This is a genomic window from Janthinobacterium sp. GW823-FHT06H09 (genome assembly GCF_058794735.1).
The window spans coordinates 156,087-177,338 of the sequence record NZ_JBXAHC010000008.1; the positions used below are offsets into that span (position 1 = coordinate 156,087).

21 protein-coding genes are annotated in these 21,252 nt (G+C 65.8%); 16 read left to right on the forward strand and 5 right to left on the reverse strand.

Features of this window, described 5'->3' with window-relative positions:
* The first annotated feature begins 50 nt into the window (after window positions 1–50).
* On the forward strand, window positions 51–2,195 hold the full coding sequence (locus tag AC1Q6X_RS15595; RefSeq protein ID WP_492497752.1) for a TonB-dependent receptor plug domain-containing protein: 2,145 nt from the start codon (window positions 51–53) through the stop codon (window positions 2,193–2,195).
* A 15-nt stretch (window positions 2,196–2,210) separates the two neighbouring features.
* Here the strand turns inward: AC1Q6X_RS15595 and AC1Q6X_RS15600 are convergent, their stop codons facing one another.
* Window positions 2,211–2,465, reverse strand: a complete 255-nt coding sequence (locus AC1Q6X_RS15600) for a hypothetical protein (RefSeq protein ID WP_070291319.1) — start codon at window positions 2,463–2,465, stop codon at window positions 2,211–2,213.
* Between the two features lie 218 nt (window positions 2,466–2,683).
* On the opposite strand from AC1Q6X_RS15600, the gene AC1Q6X_RS15605 reads away from it, so the two are divergent.
* Together AC1Q6X_RS15605 and AC1Q6X_RS15610 are read left to right on the forward strand one after the other, a co-directional pair.
* The gene (locus AC1Q6X_RS15605; RefSeq protein WP_070224955.1) at window positions 2,684–3,337 is read left to right on the forward strand and encodes a hydrolase; all 654 of its coding nucleotides are present in this window, start codon (window positions 2,684–2,686) and stop codon (window positions 3,335–3,337) included.
* Between the two features lie 67 nt (window positions 3,338–3,404).
* Complete coding sequence (locus AC1Q6X_RS15610; RefSeq protein WP_492497753.1) at window positions 3,405–5,255, forward strand: amidohydrolase; 1,851 nt, start codon at window positions 3,405–3,407, stop codon at window positions 5,253–5,255.
* Between the two features lie 14 nt (window positions 5,256–5,269).
* On the opposite strand, the gene AC1Q6X_RS15615 is transcribed toward AC1Q6X_RS15610, so the two are convergent.
* The 3 genes from AC1Q6X_RS15615 to AC1Q6X_RS15625 are packed head-to-tail and all read right to left on the reverse strand — an operon-like array spanning window position 5,270 to window position 7,703.
* Window positions 5,270–6,610, reverse strand: a complete 1,341-nt coding sequence (locus tag AC1Q6X_RS15615; protein WP_492497754.1) for a vWA domain-containing protein — start codon at window positions 6,608–6,610, stop codon at window positions 5,270–5,272.
* The gene (locus AC1Q6X_RS15620; protein WP_492497755.1) at window positions 6,610–7,215 is read right to left on the reverse strand and encodes a TadE/TadG family type IV pilus assembly protein; all 606 of its coding nucleotides are present in this window, start codon (window positions 7,213–7,215) and stop codon (window positions 6,610–6,612) included. Before AC1Q6X_RS15620 ends, AC1Q6X_RS15615 begins: the two co-directional genes overlap by 1 nt.
* Window positions 7,215–7,703: a TadE/TadG family type IV pilus assembly protein gene (locus tag AC1Q6X_RS15625; RefSeq protein WP_409026829.1), complete on the reverse strand. Its 489-nt coding sequence runs from the start codon at window positions 7,701–7,703 to the stop codon at window positions 7,215–7,217. The genes AC1Q6X_RS15620 and AC1Q6X_RS15625 overlap by 1 nt, the downstream gene beginning before the upstream one ends.
* A 558-nt stretch (window positions 7,704–8,261) precedes the next feature.
* Here AC1Q6X_RS15625 and AC1Q6X_RS15630 point away from each other — a divergent pair.
* From AC1Q6X_RS15630 to AC1Q6X_RS15675, 10 genes are all read left to right on the forward strand, one after another.
* Window positions 8,262–8,954, forward strand: a complete 693-nt coding sequence (locus AC1Q6X_RS15630) for a LuxR C-terminal-related transcriptional regulator (RefSeq protein WP_492497756.1) — start codon at window positions 8,262–8,264, stop codon at window positions 8,952–8,954.
* Between the two features lie 201 nt (window positions 8,955–9,155).
* Entirely contained in the window at window positions 9,156–9,329 is a 174-nt protein-coding gene (locus tag AC1Q6X_RS15635; RefSeq protein WP_071650303.1) for a Flp family type IVb pilin, read from the forward strand.
* 116 nt (window positions 9,330–9,445) lie between these two features.
* Window positions 9,446–10,006 carry an A24 family peptidase gene (locus tag AC1Q6X_RS15640; RefSeq protein ID WP_121668931.1) on the forward strand — a complete coding sequence of 187 codons (561 nt, stop codon included), beginning with the start codon at window positions 9,446–9,448 and terminating at the stop codon, window positions 10,004–10,006.
* A 62-nt stretch (window positions 10,007–10,068) separates the two neighbouring features.
* Window positions 10,069–10,902: a Flp pilus assembly protein CpaB gene (gene cpaB, locus AC1Q6X_RS15645; protein WP_070312942.1), complete on the forward strand. Its 834-nt coding sequence runs from the start codon at window positions 10,069–10,071 to the stop codon at window positions 10,900–10,902.
* Between the two features lie 25 nt (window positions 10,903–10,927).
* Window positions 10,928–12,436: a type II and III secretion system protein family protein gene (locus tag AC1Q6X_RS15650; RefSeq protein ID WP_230505923.1), complete on the forward strand. Its 1,509-nt coding sequence runs from the start codon at window positions 10,928–10,930 to the stop codon at window positions 12,434–12,436.
* A 9-nt stretch (window positions 12,437–12,445) separates the two neighbouring features.
* Window positions 12,446–12,718 carry a hypothetical protein gene (locus AC1Q6X_RS15655; protein WP_230505924.1) on the forward strand — a complete coding sequence of 91 codons (273 nt, stop codon included), beginning with the start codon at window positions 12,446–12,448 and terminating at the stop codon, window positions 12,716–12,718.
* A gap of 37 nt (window positions 12,719–12,755) precedes the next feature.
* Window positions 12,756–13,916: an AAA family ATPase gene (locus tag AC1Q6X_RS15660; RefSeq protein ID WP_492497757.1), complete on the forward strand. Its 1,161-nt coding sequence runs from the start codon at window positions 12,756–12,758 to the stop codon at window positions 13,914–13,916.
* Window positions 13,917–13,966: 50 nt separating this feature from the next.
* A complete protein-coding gene (locus AC1Q6X_RS15665) occupies window positions 13,967–15,313 on the forward strand; it encodes a TadA family conjugal transfer-associated ATPase (RefSeq protein ID WP_070291412.1) in 1,347 nt (448 codons plus the stop codon).
* Between the two features lie 6 nt (window positions 15,314–15,319).
* Window positions 15,320–16,288 carry a type II secretion system F family protein gene (locus AC1Q6X_RS15670; protein ID WP_070291312.1) on the forward strand — a complete coding sequence of 323 codons (969 nt, stop codon included), beginning with the start codon at window positions 15,320–15,322 and terminating at the stop codon, window positions 16,286–16,288.
* An 18-nt stretch (window positions 16,289–16,306) separates the two neighbouring features.
* Window positions 16,307–17,248: a type II secretion system F family protein gene (locus tag AC1Q6X_RS15675; RefSeq protein ID WP_162995604.1), complete on the forward strand. Its 942-nt coding sequence runs from the start codon at window positions 16,307–16,309 to the stop codon at window positions 17,246–17,248.
* A 74-nt stretch (window positions 17,249–17,322) separates the two neighbouring features.
* Here the strand turns inward: AC1Q6X_RS15675 and AC1Q6X_RS15680 are convergent, their stop codons facing one another.
* On the reverse strand, window positions 17,323–18,102 hold the full coding sequence (locus AC1Q6X_RS15680) for an inositol monophosphatase family protein (protein WP_070224967.1): 780 nt from the start codon (window positions 18,100–18,102) through the stop codon (window positions 17,323–17,325).
* Between the two features lie 195 nt (window positions 18,103–18,297).
* Between AC1Q6X_RS15680 and AC1Q6X_RS15685 the strand changes: the two genes are divergently transcribed.
* The 3 genes from AC1Q6X_RS15685 (at window position 18,298) to AC1Q6X_RS15695 (ending at window position 21,244) form a co-directional block, all read left to right on the forward strand.
* A complete protein-coding gene (locus AC1Q6X_RS15685) occupies window positions 18,298–19,062 on the forward strand; it encodes an RNA methyltransferase (RefSeq protein ID WP_492419515.1) in 765 nt (254 codons plus the stop codon).
* Entirely contained in the window at window positions 19,059–19,961 is a 903-nt protein-coding gene (locus AC1Q6X_RS15690; RefSeq protein WP_492497758.1) for a LysR substrate-binding domain-containing protein, read from the forward strand. Before AC1Q6X_RS15685 ends, AC1Q6X_RS15690 begins: the two co-directional genes overlap by 4 nt.
* A gap of 89 nt (window positions 19,962–20,050) precedes the next feature.
* Entirely contained in the window at window positions 20,051–21,244 is a 1,194-nt protein-coding gene (locus AC1Q6X_RS15695; RefSeq protein WP_492497759.1) for an MFS transporter, read from the forward strand.
* The last annotated feature ends 8 nt before the right edge of the window (window positions 21,245–21,252 follow it).

The window sequence follows — 21,252 nt, forward strand, 5'->3', positions numbered from 1 at the left end:
GGCGTGAGGCTCTTGGTTTTCACTGAAATATCCTTTCTTCGGGAATCCCCATGCGATTGAGTATCTTGTTGTGCAGCCTCGTGCTGCCGTTGACGGCGCACGTCCGTGCCGAAGACATTCTCCCTTCCGTGACGGTTAATGCGGGCAAGGCCGAGCAGCGCCGCAACGACACCGTCGCCGCCATCGTCGTCGGCCACGATGAATTGATACGCCAGGGCGACCGCGTGCTGTCCGACGCCCTGAAGCGCCTGCCCGGCATTTCCATCGGCGGGCCATCCGGCGCGGCTGCGGGCGCCGCTGGCGGGCAAATCCAGATGCGTGGCCTGGGCCAGGGCTATACCTTGATCATGCTCGATGGCGTGCCCGTGGCGCCCGGCTTTTCGCTCGACGCGCTGGACCCGGAACTGGTCGAGCGCGTGGAAATCATGCGCGCCGCCACGGCGGAATTTTCCACCCAGGCGATCGCCGGTTCCATCAACATCGTGCTGAAAAAGTCGGGCGGGCGGCGCGAACGCACGTTCAAGCTGGGCGCGTCCGCCAGCCACGGCATGCCCGCCGGCAGTGCCACCGTGCAGTGGTCGGACAAGGATGGACGCCGGTCGTACGCGCTGGCCGGCACGCTCAGCCATACGGGACGCGAAGCGCTGCTCGACGAGTGGAGCCGCGAATTCGACGCAGCGGGCGCGCCCACGGTGGTGCGCCACGTGCCGCTCACCGAGCGCGTGACGAGCGACGCCATCGAGCTGGCGCCCCGCGTGCAATGGGCGCTGGCGGGGGAGGGCAGCCTGGCCTGGCAAAGCCTGGTCAACGTGCGCCGCCTGGCCAGCCGCCGCCATGCGCAGGAAACGGCTTACCTGGGCGGCACGACCGCCTATCCGGAGAACCAGGCCCATTTCAACCAGGACAGCAGCACCGTGCGCAGCGACCTGCACTGGCTGCGCAAGCTCGACCATGGCGCCAGTCTCGACGTGAAGCTGGGCGCCAGCATCAATCACCGCGCCAATGATTATCAGTTCCTGGGCCGCGGCGCGGCGCCGGGACAGGGCATCACGCGCCTGGTCGATTCGGGCCTGGACGAGGTGGGCGTGCAGGCGAGCGGCACCTACCGCCGCGCGCTGGGCGAACACCACACGCTGGCGGCGGGTTGGGATGCGGGGCACCGGCGGCGCACGGATTTTCGCCGCGAACGCCAGCTGGAGCCGGGCGGGCCGCCCGTGCTCAGCGACGAAGACTATGCGGCCACAGTGCGGCGCCTGGCCCTGTTCGCGCAGGATGAATGGGAGCTGTCCGCGCATTGGTCGCTGTACCTGGGCTTGCGCTGGGAAAGCTGGCGCACGGCCAGCGCCACGGGCGGCGGCGAGCCGGTCGACGTGCGCGCGCAGGTATGGAGCCCCTTGCTGCAAAGCCTGTGGAAGTCCGGCGGCAAGCAGCAGGTGCGCCTGGCCGTTACGCGCACCTACAAGGCGCCGCAGATTTTCGAGCTGATCCCGCGCCCGTACACGGTCGACAATGGCAACAGTCCCGCGAATCCCGACACCCAGGGCAATCCGGCGCTGCGCCCGGAGCTGGCCTGGGGCCTTGATGCCGCCTATGAATACTATCCGGGCGCGGGCGCCATGCTGGGCGCCAGCGCCTCGCTGCGGCGCATCAGCGACGTGATGCTGGAGCGCCTGTACCAGGACAACGGGCGCTGGGTGAGCACGCCCGTCAACCATGGCCATGCCGGCGTGCGCTCGATCGCGCTGGAAGCGAAGCTGCCCTTGACGGCGCTGTGGGCGGGCGCTCCCGCGCTGGACTTGCGGGCCAACGTGGCGCGCAACTGGTCGAGGCTCGATGCCGTGCCCGGCCCCGATAGCCGCCTCGACAGCCAGCTGCCGTGGAGCGCCAACGTGGGAGGAGATTACCAGCTGGCCCGCCTGCCCCTGAGCCTGGGCGCTGACCTGAATTACCAGGCGGGCGGGCGCTCGCGCGAGTCCGGCCAGCTGCTGGCCTGGCAGGGCGGCAAGCGCGAACTCGATATGTACGCGCTGTGGAAAGTCAGCGACAGGCTGCGCCTGCGCCTGTCGGGCGCCAACCTGCTGGGGCAGGATTACCGTACGCGCAGCCTGTATGCGGATGGCGCGCGCAGCCTGCTGCGCACGGTCGATACGGGCAGCTACCGCACCTGGCGGCTGATGCTGGAGGGAACCCTGTAGCCAGCTGTAGCCAGCCTAGTCGTCGATCTCGTCGACGGTGTAGCTGACGCCCTGCGCCTCGAGGTAGCCGCGCACGGCGTCCAGGCCATGCCACGGGTCGGGGCGCAGGTGCTGGCATATATACAGGCCCGCATCCGTCAGCCTGGCGTCGGTGTCGGGCATGGCGGCGCCGGTTGCGCGCGGCGCCTGCGGCAGTGCCGCCAGCAGCTGTTCGAGATGCTGGCGCTGGCGCGGCGCCAGGCTGGCCGCGATCCTGAATTCAAATCCCATGTTTTCTCCTTGATTGACAGGCCGCCGCAGCGGCTATTTTTCATTATCGAAAAAATTGCACATAGCTTGGCATTCTTTCCGTTTTTGTTTTCAAAGTATCTCGTCCATACTGCATAGCACTGGCCCGGCACACACAGCGTGACGCAAGGGCAGGAGCAGAAATGCCGTACAAGGACCTCTCTTTTTTATATTCAATTATTTTCACTAAGGAAAACATCATGCCTATCGCCACCGCCCAAGCCGCCCACAAACTGCTGACTCCAAACGATCATACCCTGATCATGATCGACCACCAGTCGCAGATGGCGTTCGCCACCCGTTCGATCGACCTGGCCTTGCTGCGCAACAATGCGGCCCTGGTGGCCAAGGCGGCGGCGCAATTCAAGGTGCCGACGATTCTGACGACGGTGGCCGCCAAATCGTTCTCCGGCCCTATTTTTGACGAGATCCAGTCCGTCTTCCCCGAGCAGGCGCCGATCGACCGCACCAGCATGAATACCTGGGAAGACGCGCGCATCGCCGACAAGGTCAATGGCTACGGCAAGGGCAAGATCGTGCTGGCCGGCCTGTGGACATCCGTCTGCATCGTGGGCCCTGCATTGTCGGCGCTGGAGCAGGGCTTCGAGGTGTACGTGATCGCCGACGCCAGCGGCGACGTCTCCGACGAAGCCCATGCGATGGCCATGCAGCGCATGATACAGGCGGGCGCGCAGCCGATGACGTCCGTGCAATACCTGCTGGAACTGCAGCGCGACTGGGCCCGCGGCGAGACTTACAACGAGACGGTGGCGACGGCCGTGGCGCACGGCGGCGGCTATGGCCTGGGCTTGATCTACGCCAAATCCATGTTCAACGCCAGCGAAGGCCATTGATTTTTCACTGACTCCGGCTCCGCCGCTCGCCGGCGGGGCCGTGTTTTTACATGATTCGGGAGTTCCCATGCACGCAAACACGATCTTGCTCAATGGCCGTTTCCACACGGTCGACAGGACGCAGCCGCTGGCGTCCGCCGTCGCCATCGCCGATGGCAAATTCCTCGCCGTGGGCGACGTCGAAGACGTGATCCGTCATCGCGGTCCCGCCACCCAGCTGATCGACCTGGGTGGCCGCACGGTGATTCCCGGCCTGAACGACTCGCACCTGCACCTGATCCGCGGCGGCTTGAACTACAACCTGGAACTGCGCTGGGAAGGCGTGCCCTCGCTGGCCGACGCCCTGCGCATGCTCAAGGAACAAGCCTTGCGCACGCCAAACCCGCAATGGGTGCGCGTGGTGGGCGGCTGGAACGAATTCCAGTTCGCGGAAAAGCGCATGCCCACCTTGGACGAATTCAACGCGGCCGCGCCCGACACACCCGTCTTCATCCTGCACCTGTACGACCGCGCCTTGCTCAACCGCGCGGCCCTGCGCGCCGTCGGCTACGATAAAAATACGCCGAACCCGCCCGGCGGCGAGATCGTGCGCGATGCATCGGGCAACCCCACGGGCTTGCTGATCGCCCGGCCGAACGCCATGATCCTGTATGCGACCCTGGCGAAAGGCCCCAAGCTGCCGCTGGAATTGCAGGTGAACTCCACGCGCCAGTTCATGCGCGAACTCAATCGCTTGGGGCTGACCAGCGCCATCGACGCGGGCGGCGGCTTCCAGAATTATCCCGAGGATTACGCGGTCGTCGACGAGCTGGCGCAAAAAGAGCAGCTGACCATCCGCATCGCCTACAACCTGTTCACGCAAAACAAGGGCGCGGAATTGCAGGACTTCCAGAAGTGGACGGGCATGGTGAAACCCGGCGATGGCACGGATTACTATCGCCACAACGGCGCCGGCGAAATGCTGGTGTTTTCCGCCGCCGACTTCGAGGATTTCCTCGAGCCGCGTCCCGAGCTGGCGGCCGGCATGGAGGATGAGCTGGAAAAGGTCGTGCGCCACCTGGTCGAGCAGCGCTGGCCGTTCCGCCTGCACGCCACCTATGACGAATCGATCGGCCGCATGCTCGACGTGTTTGAAAAGGTCAACCGCGACACGCCGTTCGGCGGCTTGCACTGGCTGTTCGACCACGCGGAAACCATCAGCCCGAAAAATATCGACCGCGTGAAAGCGCTGGGCGGCGGCGTGGCCATCCAGCACCGCATGGCTTTCCAGGGCGAGTATTTCGTCGAGCGTTATGGCGCGGAGGCGGCGAAGGCCACGCCGCCCGTGCAGCGCATGCTGGACGCGGGCGTGCCCGTCGGCGGCGGCACGGATGCGACCAGGGTCGCCAGCTACAATCCGTGGACGGCGCTGTACTGGCTGGTTTCGGGGCGCACCGTGGGCGGCCTGGCCCTGACGGATGCGGCGGGCAGGTTGTCGCGCGACACGGCGCTGGAGCTGTGGACGGCGGGCAGCGCCTGGTTCTCCAGCGAGCAAGGCAAGAAGGGGCGCATCCGCGAGGGCATGCTGGCTGATTTGAGCGTGCTGTCGGCCGATTACTTTACGGTGCCGGAAGAGGCGATCAAGTCCATCGAATCCGTGCTGACCATGGTGGGCGGCAAGGTCGTCTACGGCCAGGCGGAATTCACGACCCTGGCGCCGCCGCCCATTCCCGTGCTGCCCGAGTGGTCGCCCGTGCGCACGGTGCCCGGTCATTACCGGCCTGCGGCCAGGCCGGCGCAAGCCGTGCTGCCGCACCAGTGCGCGGGCGCCTGCGGCGTGCATGCGCATGCGCATGACCGGGCGCGCAAGTCGGCCGTGCCGATCAGCGACTTTTCCGGCTTCTGGGGCACCTTGGGCTGCAGCTGTTTCGCCTTCTAGAGGGCGGCCTGGCCTTATTTGGAAATGCGCAGGATGGCCGAGGCGAGCCGCGTGAAACATGGGCTCAGCTCGCTTTCGGTGGCCGCATAGCAGTACAGGCCCACGGGCTCGGCCGGCTTGCGGCAAGCCGCTTTTGCATCGGTCGTGTTGGCCAGGCAGCGCAGCAAGTCTTCGCCCAGCTCGTTGTCCGGCCCTTCCTTGGTTTTCAGCGAGGCGCCCATGCCCAGGGTAAAGACAAAAATGCCCTCCTGGCGCGCTTTTGCCGCCATCGCTTCAACCAGGTTGCGCGAGGCGCGGTGCACATTCGTCCATTGCGCTTGCGCCGTTGCGGTGGAAGCGGTTACGACGCGGGGCGTATTGGTGACGATGGGAAACTCGCGCAGCGCCGCGTCATTATTCGCGTTATACCATGCGGGAAGCGCGGTGATCTGACTGGCGGCGCAATCGCCGTATTGGAGCGAGTCGCTCACTTTCATCCTGTACAGGCCTGCCAATGCCGGGTTTTGCAGTTTCGGAAAGGTGGCGAGGCCGCCTGCGTCCTTGCATTTGTTGTCCTTGTTGGGGAAGTACGCGGAAAACGCCGCCGGCGAGCCATCGGAAAAAAACACGATGACGCGCAGGCTGGAGCGGTTGACCTGCGCGATGTCGTTCAGCTGTTTGCGCGCCTGGAACATGCCGGCGGAAGAATTGGTGCCGCCGACAAACGTGAATTGATCGATCTTTCCATTTTTCATGGTCATGCTGTCGCGGTCGAAACCGCGCTCGACCTGCCTGATCGGGACGTCGATTTGCGCTTCCGAGGCGAAATGCAGCAAGCCGACCCGGTCGACCGTGGAATTGAATTTGTTCAGGAAGGACTTGCCTGCCGCCCGCACGGCGTCCGCATTGTTTTCCAGCGAACGCGACGTGTCCATCACCAGCACCATGTCCAGGTCCTTGCGGATGGTTTGCGCGCTGGCCGCCACGTTCAGGGTCTTGAAGCCGAGTATGCCCATCAGCGAGACGGGCAGCGAGGCGGTGGCCGAGACGTCGATGGTGACGGTGCCCCTGTCGAACGTGACGTCGACGGGATCGAGGACCGGCGTCGAGAGCAGGAAGTTGTCCGGATAATTAATGTCGAAAAACTCCCTGGCCGCCTGGCGCGCGCTGTCCCGCTGCGCCTCTTCCGAGCTGCCCGCAGTGACGCCGCGCGCCGCCGCCAGGCTGGCCGAGTCGACGGCCGCATTGAGCTTGGCCTTGACGAAGTAGCCGAGGGCGGAATCGACGGCCAGGCCCACCGAGGCGATCAGGACGACGGCCGACAGCGCCACCATGATCAGCACCTGGCCGCCTTGCCGCTTGTGTGGAATGCGCATCAAAATACCGTCATCGAAGTGAGGTTGGGGCCCAGCACGGGCGTCGTGCTGTTGCCAAAGTTCAGGGTGCCGAACAGCATGTCGAAATCGTAGAACGTTTCCACGGCGTAGATCAGTTCGCCATCGGCCAGCTGGTTCTGCATCAATGCCACCGTGGGGGCATGCTCGTCCTTGGCGATGCCGGTGCACGTGCCATTGCTCCAGCTGCCGCATTGCCATACCTGGCTGGCGGGCAGGTAGCCGCTGGCCCTGGCGCCGGCATCCCAGCGGTATTGTTCCAGCACGATATTGCGCAAGCCGCTCTTTGCCGTGTAGCCCATGATCTTGGTGATGTAGATCATGCCGCGCTTGTTCATGTCCAGCGGCGGCGTGCTGGCGGCCAGCGCATTCATGATGGCCTGGCCCGAGCCGCTCAGGTCGGACGTGGAGCGCGAGGCCAGGTTGGCGCCTTCGCGGCTGATGTTGAGCAGGATGGTCTTGGCCTGGATGGCACGCGACAGGTCGGCCAGCATGAACAGCAGCAGCGCCAGCAGCGGCAGAACGATGGCAAATTCCACGGCGGCGATGCCGCGCGCGGCGCGCGGCGCAGGAGGGCGGGCGCGCATCACAGGCCGCCAAAGCTTTCATTGCGCATGGTGGCGGCCACCACGAAATGCGCCTGGCCGTCGCGGAACAGGGCCCGGATCATCGGCGTGGCAAACGCCCAGCGGCAATCGACGGAGATGACGACGATATCGCCGGCCTGGCCGAACATGGCGGCGCCGACCGCATCGCTGCCGTTGACGGAGATCACGGGGCTGACCTTGTCATACATGCCCATGGAACTGTCGCGTATTTTTTGTATCACGGCCTGGTAGCGCTGCTGGTTGGCGCTGTCGGGGTCGAGGTCTTTTGCCCCCGTGACGGCATAGCGCGCGCCTTCGCGCACCGCATGCTGCATGGTCATATTGGCAAAATACGCCATGCTCATTTCAATGATGCCGATTATCAGCATGAGAAAGACCGGCGTTATCAGGGCCAATTCCAGCAAGGTGGCGCCGCCCTGTCCGCTTTGCTTGCGGAATATAGGGGAATCGGCCTGTTTTAAACGCATGGGATTAATCCGGTTAGGTGCCGCGATGAAGAATGTCGGGCGGATGGTATTACGCCATTTGACTGGCGATTATTCTATATCGATTTTCAAGGGCATGTCTTCCCATTAAATTATTACAGGTCAAGATAATCGTAATTAAGCGCCTTATTTCAAGTGTGCGGCCCCCGTCCCTACAGGGCCGGGAGTAATATGCGCGGGTATGAAAACAGGCTTGGTGTCAGGATTGTCCTGCGTGCAGGCAAAGACTTGTTTTGCAAGGTGATGCAATAAAAATGCTGCAATGTAAGCAACAGCAGCGATGGCAGCAGCGATGGCGCGCCGGCGGCGCGCCCGCCCTGGCCGCGCTGCCCATCCATCGGCACTCGCCCGGCGTGCGGCGACCGCTGGCGTGGGTCACGCACCGCGTTTGCGCGTGCCGGCCCAAGGCCTCTTCCTTCGTGCCCCCATGACTTCCTCCCCTGCGCGCGGCAACAGAGGCGCGCGCGGGCGAGGCTGGCAATCCGATTCGGATCAACAACATTCCCCGAAGGGAATGGGTTACACGTTAAGAGGTAAAGCATGTCAACAAAAAATGTCATACGCGTCATGCTGGTGTCGGACCACAAAACCTGGCTGTGGGGCCTGGAGCAGCTGCTCGCCGGCGCCCAGCCGGCAATGCAGGTGGTGGCCAGCGCCACCGAGATCGACGGCGCGCTGCTGCTGGCCCGGACCCTGTGTCCCGACGTCATCGTGCTTGACGCCGATCTGGGCTGCGGCGGCGCCTGCGCCATCGATTATCTGCCGCAGCTGCTCGGCAATGGCGTCTCGCGCGTATTGCTGTTCAGCGGCACGCAGGACCAGGCCGAGTGCGGACGCGCCGTGCGCAGCGGTGTGCGCGCGGTGGTGGGCAAGGAGACGCCCGTCAAGCAAATGGTCGACGCCATCGCCCGCCTGCATCAGGGCGAGTTGTGCCTGGCTCCGGCGCTGCTCGACAGCATGCTGGGCGTGCTCAACAAGCCGGAAGCGACACCCGATCCGGAAGAGCAGCGGATCGCCAGGCTGACGCTGAAGGAGCGCAAGATTGTCGCCATGATGGTGGAAGGAAATGGCGCGCTGAACCGTGCAATAGCCCAGCGCGCTTTTATCTCGGAGCAAACCTTGCGTAATCATCTGACATCGATCTACAGCAAGCTCGATGTCACCAACCGCTTGGAATTATATGTGTACGCCACCCGCAACCGGCTGGCCGAGTCCCTGCCTGCGGAGGGATAGTACATATGTCCTGATTGTGGACAAAAAATTAAGATGGTTTGTACTGTACATAAAATGACTTTTCTCTGATTCGATTTAATGTTTGTTTATATAAAATACACGCATCAGAAATTGGCAAATAAAAACAAGGTGAATGTTTTTATTTTCAGACTGTATTTTCAGTTTTTATCATGTTTAAAACTTGACCTGAAAGGGAATAATATGAATTTCATTAAAAACTTTATCGCCGAAGAAGATGGCGTGACCGCCATCGAATATGCGCTGATCGCTGCGCTCGTGGCGGCGGCGCTGGTCACGGCCGTCGGCTATTTCACCACCGGCCTCGATGGCGCCTTCAAGGCCATCGGCACCAAGTTGACGGGCGCGGCGATCTAAGACGCCCGCCCACCGCGCTGCACCCCGGCATGCCAGCTGCCCATGCGCACTGGCCTGCCGGCTTCCCGCCCAACGATGCGCATGCCGTCATGCGCTCGGCTTGCATCAGGTACACGATGGACCCTCATTCTTTCTGGACGTTCAGCCCCGCCATAGTCTTGTGGGGGCTGCTGGCCGCCGCTGTCTGGCATGACGTGCGCCGCCGGCGCATTCCCAACCGGCTGGTCTTTTCCGGTGCCTTGCTCGGCGTGCTGCTCAACAGCCTGGCGTTGCCAGGGCTGACGCCGGCCGGGCCGTGGCTGGCCTTGGGCGGCTTGGCCGTCGGCCTGGGCTTGCTGCTGCCCATGTATGCGCTGAAGGCGCTGGGCGCGGGCGACGTCAAGCTGATGGCGATGGTGGGGGCGTTTCTGGGCCCGCGCCCCGCCGTGTTTGCCGTGCTGTGCAGCCTGCTTGCTGGCGGCGTGCTGGCGCTGGCCGTCGCCCTGTGCCAGGGCACGCTGCGCCAGGCCTTGGCCAATGCCCGGCAATTGCTGCTGCAAGGCTGGCTGCGCGCCGCGGCAGGCGAGGCGCCGCAGGTCGGCCCGCCCGCGCTGGCAAGCGGCAGCCTGCCGTACGCGATCGCCATTGCCGCCGGCACCGCCATCAGCCTGGCCCTGGCGGCCGGCGGCCATGCATGACGCGCCGGGCAGCATATGGCCGCGTGCGCGCGGAAACCCATGTTTCACCAAGAGGATAAATCATGAGAAATAGCCGCGTTGCGATCGTGCTGCTGCTGGCGTTGCTGATGGCGGGCGGCGCCGTGCTGGCGGCCGCCCGCTGGATGTCAGGGCAGGGCGCGCCGGCCAGCCAGACGGTGATGGTCGCGCTGGTCGATATCGGCGTGGGCGCGAAGGTGACGCCGGCCATGCTGCGCGGCATGGACTGGCCGGCGGGCGCCATGCCGCCGGGTGCGTTTGGCGAGGCCGGCGCGCTGGACGGGCGCATCACGCGCAGCGCCGTCAGCAGGGGCGAGCCTGTGTTGGAAAGCAAGCTCGCGCCGCCCGGCGCCACCGGTGGCCTGTCGGCCATCGTCGCTGCCGGCAAGCGCGCCATGACCGTGCGCGTCAACGACGTGGTGGGGGTGGCCGGCTTCGCGCTGCCGGGCAACTTCGTCGACATTCTCGTGCATACGCAGGATGACCGCGCCAGGCCGGCGGGCGGCGGGCCGCTGGCCATTTCCAAGATCGTGCTCGAACGCATCCTGGTGCTGGCCGTGGCGCAGGAATCCGGCCGCGACGACAACAAGCCCAAGGTGGTCAACGCCGTGACCCTGGAGCTGACGCCGGAGCAGGTGGAAAAGCTGGACCTGGCGCGCAGCGTGGGCAGCCTGTCGCTGGTGCTGCGCAACCAGGTCGATCCGGCGCCCGCCGACACGGGCGGCGCCACCAAGGAGTCGCTGCTGGAATTGAAGGCGCTGGCGCCGGCGGCGGCGCCCGTGCGCGCGGCGCGGCGTCAGACGGCCCCGGCACGCGCTGCCGCGCGCGACAGCGTCACCGTCATCAAGGGCATGGATACCAGCGTCCAGCAATTTTAAATCAGCAGGCAAGCAAGGATGATCGATGAATACATTTCGTAAGCACGCCTCGAGTGCGGGCATCCGCCTGGCCCTGGCCTTGGGCGGCGCGGCCGCGGGCCTGGCCTGGCCAGGCAGCGCCGGCGCGGCGGCGCCTTCCCGGCAGGCCGTCATGGCGCCAGTCGCGGCGCCGCCCATGTCGCTGGGCGCCGATATCGCCCGCCTGGGCGCGCCCGTGCGCATTGCCGTGGGCAAGTCCACCTTGCGCAGCCTGAGCCTGCCGGTGTCGCAGATCGCCGTCAACGATCCGCGCGTGGCCGGCGCCAGGATGCTGGGCTCGTCCAGCCAGCTGTTCGTCTGGGGCCTGGCCCCGGGCAGCACCAACCTTATCCTGTGGGACCGGCAGCAGCGCCCCGTGATCGTCGATATTGAAGTCGAGATCGATGTCGAGGGCTTGCAGGCGCAGTTGGCCTATGTCTTCCCCGGCGAGCATGCCGTCAAGGTGGGCGCGGCCGGCGGCAGCATCGTGCTGTCGGGGCAGGTCAGCGACAGCGTCAAGGCCAGCCAGATCCTCGAGATGGCGCAAGCCTATGCCCAGCGCGGCGCGGGCGAAGCGGCGGCGCCGGCCGACGGCGCCGCCAGCACTGCCAATGCCGCCGGCGGCGTCAAGGTCATCAATATGCTGACGGTCGCGGCGCCGCAGCAGGTCATGCTGGAAGTGAAGATCGCCGAAGTGTCGAAGACCCTGGTCGACCAGCTGGGCGCCAGCGTGGGCATCAGCGGCACGCGCGGCAACTGGAGCTACGGCCTGCTGTCGAACTTGCTCAGCGGCCATCCCAGCCAGCTGGGTGCCGTCAACGGCAAGAATGGCAACGGTCTCACGCTCGATGCGCAAAAGCGCGACGGCCTGGTCAAGGTGCTGGCCGAACCGAACATTATGGCCATCAGTGGCCAGGAAGCCAGTTTCCTCGCGGGCGGCAAGATTTTCATTCCGGTCGCGCAAGACAGCACCACCAACAAGATCACGCTGGAGGAAAAGGAATTCGGCATTGCCGTCAAGTTCACGCCCACCGTGCTCGAAGGCGGACGCATCAACCTGAAGGTGGCGCCGGAAGTGTCGGAGCTGAACCGCGAAGGCATCGGCATCACCACCGGCGGGGGCGCCGCCGCCAACGCGGTGCTGCCGGCCTTTACCACGCGGCGCACCACCACGACGGTGCAGTTGTTCGATGGCCAGAGTTTTGCCGTCGGCGGTTTGATCAAGAACAATGTGACGACCAATATCAAGGCCTTGCCCTTCCTGGGCGAGATCCCCGTGCTGGGCGCGCTGTTCCGCAGCAGTGATTTCCAGACGGACCGCACCGAGCTCGTCTTCATCATCACGCCGCACCTGGTCAAGCCACTCGATAGTGAAATCGTGCTGCCGACCGATGCCTACGTGGCGCCCAGCCGCGGCGAGTTCTTCTTGCAAGGAAAAATGGAAGGCGCCGCCGCGCCGCGGCCGCGGCAGGACGCGGCCACGCAGACAGCGCCGGCCGGCGCGGACATTCAATAGGAGCACACCATGCAGCATCCCGTTTTCCTCCCCGTACTGCTGGCCGCGCTGGCCGCCAGCGGCTGCGCCGCCACGCCGAACCTTGACCGCCAGTTCGGCCACAGCGTCGCGCAGCTGCGCCAGCGCCAAATGCTGTCGCCGCAGGCGGGCGCGAACCGCGACCCCGTGGCCGGCTTGGACGGCAAGGCCGCCCAAGCCGCCTACGCGGCGTACCAGAAAAGCTTTGCCGCACCCGCGCCGCAAGCGGCCGCCTTCACCATCGGCGTTGGGGCGCGCAAGTGAAGCTGGCACCATCACCACAGAACCAGCAAGGCCTATCGTGAAAATCGCCATCAATTCCAGGGATGAAAAAACACTGTCCGCACTGGGCCAGCTGCTGCGCGGCCGCAACCGGCTCGACGAGATCGATGCGGGCGGCGAAACGCTCGAACCGCTGCAGGCGGCGCAGTCGCCGCCCGACGTGCTGATCTTCGACCGCCCGTCGAACGACGGCGCCGACCTGGCCGCCATCGAGCGCCTCAGCAACCTGCATCCGCGCATGGCTTTCATCGTGCTGTGCCACCAGCAGCCGCCCGAATTCCTGCTGCAGGCCATGCGCGCGGGCGTGCGCGACGTGCTGCCGTTTCCCGCCGCGCCAGCCAGCCTGTATGCGGCGCTCGAACGCATCGAGGAAAAGCTGGAGCGGCGCGAGCATGGCAATGGCAAGGTGCTGGCCTTCATCTCGTGCAAGGGCGGCAGCGGCGCCACCTTCATCGCCAGCAACCTCGGTTATGCGCTGGCCGCCGGCGGCCAGCAGCGCGTTGCCCTGATCGACATGAACCTGCATTTTGGCGACGCCTCGCTGTTCGTCTCCGAGAACAAGCCGCTGGCCACGCTGTCGGACGTCACGCGCGACATCCACCGGCTCGATTCCTCGTTCCTGGGATCGAGCATGCTGCACATCCTGCCCAACTACAGCGTGCTGGCCGCGCCCGAGGATCCCGCCCACGCCAGCGAAGTGGCGCCCGAACACATCGACGCCATCATCCGGCAGGCCAGGCGTCAGTACGATTTCATCGTGCTCGACGTGGGCCGTAACCTCGACGCCGTCAGCGTGCGCGCGCTGGACCACGCCGACATGATCTTTCCCGTCCTGCAGGCGACCTTGCCCTACATCCGCGACGGCAAGCGCCTGCTGAGCATGTTCCGCTCGCTCGAATACGCCAGTGACAAGGTGCATATCATCGTCAACCGCCACGACAAGGGCGGCGAGATCCGCCTGCGCGACCTGGAAGCGGCGTATGGCACGGCCGTCTACCGCACCGTGCCCAATCACTACGCCTCGGCGGCCGCCTCGGTCAACCAGGGCGTGCCGATTTTACAGCTCGACAAAGCCAGCCCGATCACGCGCTCGCTGCAGGAATTCGCCGCCAGCCTGGCCGGCGGCGCGGCCAGCACGGCGCGCCAGGGCTGGCTGGGCCGCGTCCTGCGGCGCGCCTGATCCACATCCCAGAACAGGAGCATTTCATGGCTAGTTCCCCCATCGCCGCCTTGTCCATCCGCGAACGGCTCGGCAGCGCCAAGATCGCCGCGCTCGCGCCGCAACGCATGGCGGCCATCGACAACCGCGGCTACCGCGACCTCAAGCTGCGCATCCATGGGCTGCTGCTCGAACGGGTCGACCTGGAAAGCATGCAGCGCCTGTCGCAGGAGCGCATCCGCGAAGAATTGCGCGGCCTGGTCGAGCGCTTGCTGGATGAAGAGGCGGTGGTCATCAACGAGGCCGAGCGCAGGAGCCTGACGCGCGACATCCAGCACGAGATGCTGGGCTTCGGCCCGCTGGAAACCCTGCTGTCGGACGCCAGTGTGTCGGACATCCTCGTCAACGGCCACCAGCAGGTCTATGTGGAGCGCGGCGGCCGCCTCGAGCTGACCGACGTCTGCTTCGACGATGACGCCCATCTGATGAAAATCATCGACAAGATCGTCTCGCGCGTGGGCCGGCGAATCGACGAATCGAGCCCCATGGTCGATGCGCGCCTGCCCGACGGTTCGCGCGTGAACGCCATCATCCCGCCGCTGGCCATCGACGGCCCCGTGATGTCGATCCGGCGTTTTTCCGTCGATCCGCTGCGCCTGGCCGACCTGGTCGCCTACCGCAGCATGACGGCGGAAATGGCCGAGGTGCTGCAGGGCCTGGGCAAGGCGAAGATGAATATCCTCATTTCCGGCGGCACGGGCAGCGGCAAGACCACCATGCTCAACGTGATTTCCGGCTTTATCGGCCAGACCGAACGCATCGTCACGGTGGAAGACGCGGCCGAACTGCAGTTGCAGCAGCCGCACGTGGTACGGCTGGAAACGCGTCCGCCGAATATCGAAGGCAAGGGCGAAGTGAGCCAGCGCGCGCTGGTGCGCAATGCGCTGCGCATGCGCCCCGACCGCATCATCCTGGGCGAGGTGCGCGGCGCCGAGGCACTCGACATGCTGGGCGCCATGAACACGGGCCATGAAGGTTCGATGGCGACCATCCACGCCAACACGCCGCGCGACGCCATCACGCGGCTGGAAAACATGATCAGCATGGCGGCGGCCAACCTGCCCAGCAAGGCCATCCGGCAGCAGATCAGCTCGGCCGTGTCGGTGGTGGTGCAGGTGTCGCGCCTGATCGACGGCAAGCGCAAGGTGACGTCGATCCAGGAAATCACGGGCATGGAAGGGGAGGTCATCACGATGCAGGAAATCTTCAGTTTCCGGCAGACGGGCGTGGCCGAGGGCGGCGCGGTGGTCGGGCATTTCTCGGCCAGCGGCATCCGTCCGCGCTTCCTCGAACGCCTGAACAGCTTCGGCATCGGCGTGCCGGCCTCGCTGTTCGAACCCACCGCGGCGGGGCGCTGACACGCCATGCTTTCCTACCTTGTCTATCTGTTTATTTTCCTGGCCGTCCTGCTGCTGGTGGCTGGTGCCTGGCTGGCGTGGCAGGCGGCGCGGGGGCCGGGCGCGGCGCGCGTGGCGCGGCGCCTGCAAGCCATGTATACGGCCAGCGGTGGCGAACAGGCGCTGTCGATCACCAAGCAGCGCCCGCTGAGCGTCCATCCGTTTCTGCAAGGCGTGCTGGAAGGCTTGCCCGGCGCGGGGCGCATCGAGCAGCTATTGCTGCAGGCGGGCATGCGCTGGCTCGTGGCCAGCTTCCTCGGCTATTGCGCACTCGGCGCTCTGGCCGGCCTGCTGCTGGCCGGCGCGCTGCCGCTGCCCTGGTATGTGCGCCTGGGCCTGGGCGCGGGCGGCGCCATGCTGCCGTATCTGCTGGTGCGCCGCGCCAGGAGCCGGCGGCTGGTGCGCATTGAGCAGCAGCTGCCGGATGCGCTCGACCTGATGGGCCGCGCCATGCGTGCCGGCCATGCGTTTCCCACCGCGCTGAAAATGGTGGGCGAGGAGATGACGGGGCCGCTGGCCGAGGAATTTCGCGCGGTGTTCGACGAAGTCAGTTTCGGCGTCGCGATGGCCGATGCGCTGGGCAACCTGGCCGCGCGCGTGCCCAGCACGGACTTGCGCTATTTCGTCATCGCCGTGCTGATCCAGCGCGAAACGGGCGGCAACCTGACTGAATTGCTGAGCAGCATCAGCGCCATCATCCGCGACCGCCTGAAATTGCTGGGACAGGTGCGCGTGCTGTCGGCCGAAGGGCGCATGTCGGCCTGGGTCCTGGGCCTGCTGCCGTTCGGCGCGGCGCTGATGATGCACGTGATGAATCCGCAGTTTATCGCCGTGCTGTACACGGATGGGGGCGGGCGCAAGATGGTCGGCGTGGCGCTGGGCTTGCTGATGGTTGGCGTGCTCTGCATCAGAAAAATTATCCATATCCGGGTGTGACATGAAAGAAAAAACACGATGAGCGGCATGAGCGCGGCGCAGCTGGCTTTGCTGGGCCTGCTGTTCCTGATCGTTTTCGCGCTGGCCTTGCTGGTGCTGCGCATATTCGCCGGCAGCGCCGTGCAGGAGCGGCTGCAGGCGCTGGGCGATGCCGGCGCGGCCGGCGATAGCGGGCGCCATGCCAGACGGCGCTGGCTGGCGCATGCCGTCAGCCTGACGCGCCCGCTGGCCAGGCTGTCGCTGCCGGACGAGGGCTGGGAAAGTTCGCCCATCCGCAGCCGCTTCGTCCATGCCGGCTGGCGCAGCCAGGCCGCGCCCGCCCTGTTTTACGCGGCCAAGACGGCCTTGTTCGTGGGCTTGCCGCTGCTGGCGTACTTCCTGCTGCGCCACGGCGGGCACAATATGCTGTTGTGGCTGGTCGCGGCGGCCGCCCTCGGCTATTACCTGCCCAATGTCTGGCTGTCGCATTGCCTGCAACAGCGCCAGCGCGAAGTGTTCGAAACCTTTCCCGATGCGCTGGACCTGATGACGGTGTGCGTCGAAGCGGGGCTGGCCATGGATGCGGCGCTGGCGCGCGTGGCGCAGGAAATCGGCTTGAAAAGCAAGGTCCTGGCCGAAGAGCTGCAACTGGTGACGCTGGAACTGCGCGCCGGCAGCGCCAAGGACAAGGCCTTGCGCAACCTGGCCCTGCGCACCGGGGTGGAAGATGTCGATGCGCTGGTGACCTTGCTGATCCAGGCCGAGCGCTTCGGCACGAGCATCGCCGCGTCGCTGCGCGTGCAGTCCGACCAGCTGCGCACCAAGCGGCGCCAGCGCGCCGAGGAAACGGCGGCCAGGATCGCCCTCAAGCTGCTGTTCCCGCTGATCTTTTTTATCTTCCCGTCGCTGATGGTGGTGCTGATGGGACCGGCGTTCCTGCAGATTTACCGCGTGCTGCTGCCGGCCATGCGGGGCGGCTGAGGGCTGGCCGGGGCCAAAAAAAAGCTGCCGGAGTTTCCTCCGGCAGCTTTTTTACATCAGGGCGCGTCTGGCGATCAGGCGAATGGTGCCAGCAGGGGGATCATCTGACCGAAGATCTTCGGGCTGGCGGCGATGACGTCGCCCTTGTACAGGTAGTCCGATTCGCCGGAAAATTCACCGACGATGCCGCCCGATTCCGTGATCATCAGGGCGCCGGCGGCGATATCCCAAGGCTTCAAGCCTTTTTCGTAGAAGCCGTCCAGGCGGCCGCAAGCGACGTTGGCCAGGTCCAGCGCGGCCGAGCCGGCACTGCGCACGCCCTGGCTGCGTTCGGCCATGATCTGGTACATCTTCAGGTATTCGTCGAGCGCGCGCGGGCCGGCGCCGTGGCCGGTGCCCAGCATGGCGTTCGAAATGCGGTCCAGCTTGGTGACGCGGATGCGTTTTTCGTTCAGGTAGGCGCCGGCGCCCTTGGTGGCCGTGAACAGGTCGTTGCGGACCGGATCGTAGATGACGGCTTGCGTGACGACGCCGCGATGCGCGAGCGCGATCGAGATGCAGTATTGCGGGAAGCCGTGGATAAAGTTGGTGGTGCCATCGATCGGGTCGATGATCCACTGATATTCATTCTCGTCGTGCGAGTTGGCGGAAGCTCCCGATTCCTCAGCCAGGAACGCGTGGTCCGGGTAGGCTTTGGACAGCACCTCGATGATGGCTTGTTCGGCCGCCTGGTCGACGTCGGTGACGAAATCGTTATGTTGTTTTTCCGTGACGACGACGCGGTCGAGGTCGAAAGAGGCGCGATTGATGACGGCGGCGCCGCGGCGGGCGGCTTTGATCGCCGTGTTGAGCATTGGGTGCATGTGAGCTTCCGTTAAAAGCACGCGACCGCCCATGGCCGCCTTGCGGCGCCGGTACGATAGAGTGCAAGAATGAATTAAAGAGCGGAGCGGTGCCGAAGTGGTTAAAATCCCGGCCTGGTGTCAGCGTTTTGTGACTCCGTTTCCCGAAATTTCCTGTATCGATACCGCGCAATAGCGCTATTTTAAATGAATCTGCCCGAAATCAACACGTCTCTTTTCAAACGCCTGCGATTTATTCTTGTCGAAACTAGTCGCTCTGGCAACATTGGCGCCGTCGCGCGCGCCATGAAAACGATGGGTTTTTCCGATCTGGTGCTGGTCAATCCCCGCTTTCCCGACGCCTTGACGGATGCGGAAGCGGTGGCCTTCGCCAGCGGCGCGCAGGATATTCTGTCCGGCGCGCGCATCGTCGGCTCGATCGCCGAGGCGCTCGAAGGCTGCAATTACGCGGCGGCCGTGTCGGCCCGACTGCGCGAATTCTCGCCGCCCGTCACGGCCCCGCGCGCCATCGCGGCCCAGCTGGCGGCCAGCGAAGACCTGCACGCGGCCGTCATCTTCGGCAACGAGCGCTTTGGCTTGCCCAACGAGATCGTCGAGCAGTGCAATGTGCTGATCAACATTCCCGCCAATCCCGAGTATTCCTCGCTGAACCTGTCGCAGGCGGCGCAGGTCGTCGCCTATGAATGCCGCGTGGCGGCGCTCGGCGATGGGCAGGCGGCCAGCCCCGTCGGCTTCCATGGCGACGCGGCCAGCCTGGCGCAGGTCGACGGCATGTATGCGCACCTGGAGCAGGCGCTGGTCGCCATCGACTTCCTCGACGCCGACAACCCGAAAAAGCTGATGCCGCGCTTGAAACGCCTGTTTTCGCGCACGGGGCTGGAAACGGAAGAAGTCAATATCCTGCGCGGCATCGCGCGGCATATCCTGGCGGTCGCCAAAAAAGGCCCATGATCGAGACGCGGCTGCTGCGCCAGTTCATCGCCGTCGCCGAGGAACTCAATTTCCGCCGCGCGGCCGAACGGCTGCACATGGCGCAGCCGCCGTTGTCGCAGGCGATCCTGCGGCTGGAAGAGGCGCTCGGCTACCCCGTTTTCGAACGCACCAACCGCAAGGTCAGCCTGACGCCGGCAGGGAATGCCTTCCTGGCCACGGCGCGCCAGGTGCTGGCCAGCCTGGAAGAGGGCGTGGCCGCCACGCGCCGGGTGGCCCAAGGCATCGAAGGCCACTTGCGCCTCAGCTTCATCCACATCACGCCGTACGCCCACGTGCTGGACGCCTTGCGCGCCTTCCGCGCCGCCTCGCCCGCCGTGCAATTCACCTTGCGCGAAGCGTCGACGCAGCAGCAGGTCGAGTGGCTGGAACGGGGCGAGGTCGATATCGCCGTGCTGCGCGCGCCCGGCCGCAGCACGCCCGGCCTGCGCTTCGAGCGCCTGTCGGGCGAAGACATCGTGATCGCGCTGCCGTCGGATCACCGCTGCGCGGGCCAGGCGCGCGTGGACCTGGCGGACCTGGCCGGTGACGATTTCGTCGCCTCGCCGCGCGAGCTGGGCCAGGGTTTCCACGACCAGCTGGCCAGCCTGTGCCTGCATGCGGGTTTTGTGCCGCGCGTGGTGCAGCAGGCGCGCCGCTTGCAAACGGTGCTGGGACTGGTGGCAGCCGGCTTCGGCGTGGCCCTGCTGCCAGCCAGCCTGGCGGCGTCCAGGCCTGCCGGCGTCGTCATGCTGCCGCTGGCAAGCAGCGCGCCCGCGCCGCTGCGCCAGCTCGACCTGTACATGGCCTGGGACCCGCAACGCACGTCCGCCGTGCGCGAGCGGCTGCTGGCGCAACTGCGGCTGTCTGCTGCTCAATAAGACTTTGAACGTCTCGTTTCAAGATAAATAAGATATTTTACAGATGGTGGTGCAGGGGCCAGCATGGCGTTTTGATTGTCGGGGATGCCATGTCCAACGTTACGCCGCGCAGCCGCGCGCTACCTGCTTCCATTTATTGGCTGTCGCTGTGCAGCTTTGCCTTCGGCTTGTGCGAATTCATTGCCGCCGGCTTGCTGTCGCCCATGGCGCGCGACTTGCACGCCAGCGTGGCGGCGGCCGGCGGCGCCATCGCCGCATATGCGCTGGGGGCGGCCATCGGCGCGCCCATCCTGACGGCCCTGCTGGCGCGCCGGCCCGTGCGCCAGGTGCTGGTGGCCACCATGCTCGTGCTGGCGGCCGGCAGCATGGCCATGGCGGCGGCGCCGGCGTTGGGCGCGCTGCTCGGTGTGCGTTTTGCCGTGGGCCTCGCGCATGGCGTGTTCATGGCCGTCGCTTCGCATGCGGCCACCAGCCTGGTCGACCCGTCCCGCGCGGGACGGGCGCTGTCCATCGTCTGGCTGGGCCTGACCCTGGCGCTGGCGGGCGGCGTGCCGCTGGGGACGTGGCTGGGCGCCGTCTCGTCGTGGCGCTGGGTATTTGTGGCCATCGGCGTGCTGGCCCTGTGCGGCGGTGCCGGCTTGCGCTGCGCCATGCCCGCCGCGCGCCGGCCGCTTGCTGCCACGTCGGCCCTGGCCAGCCTGCGCGCCATCCTGCAGCCGCCCCTGCTGCTGGCGGCCGGCGTGGCGGCGCTGATCAGCGTGGCCACCTTCAGCTTTTTCACGTACGTCTCGCCGTTCCTGCTGCAGCTGGGCGGGCTCGATGCGGGCTGGCTCAGTGCCGCCATGCTGTGCTTTGGCGCGTGCGCCATCGGCGGCAACCTGCTGGGCGGCTGGTGCGCGGACCGTCCCCACGCGCTGCGCTTCACCGTGCTGGCCCTGGCCGCGCTGGCGCTCAACCTGCTGGGATTTTATGCGCTGCGCACGCATCCCCTGGCCATGCTGGCCCTGTGCGGCACCCTGGGCTTGCTGTTCTTTGCCCTCGTCACCCTGTCGACCATGCGGCTGCTGCGCCTGGCGCAGCGGCATTGCCCGGGCAGCGATGCGGTGGCGGCGGGCCTGAATATCGCCGCCTTCAATGCGGGCACGGCTGCCGGCGGGGCGCTGGGCGGTGTGCTGATCGTCGCGTTTGGCTTGCCCGGCATCGCCATCGGCGGCGCGCTGGCGGCGCTGCTGGCCATGCTGCCGCTGTGGTTACAGTCGCGCAAACTAGACGGCTCGCTCTAGTTTTTGCG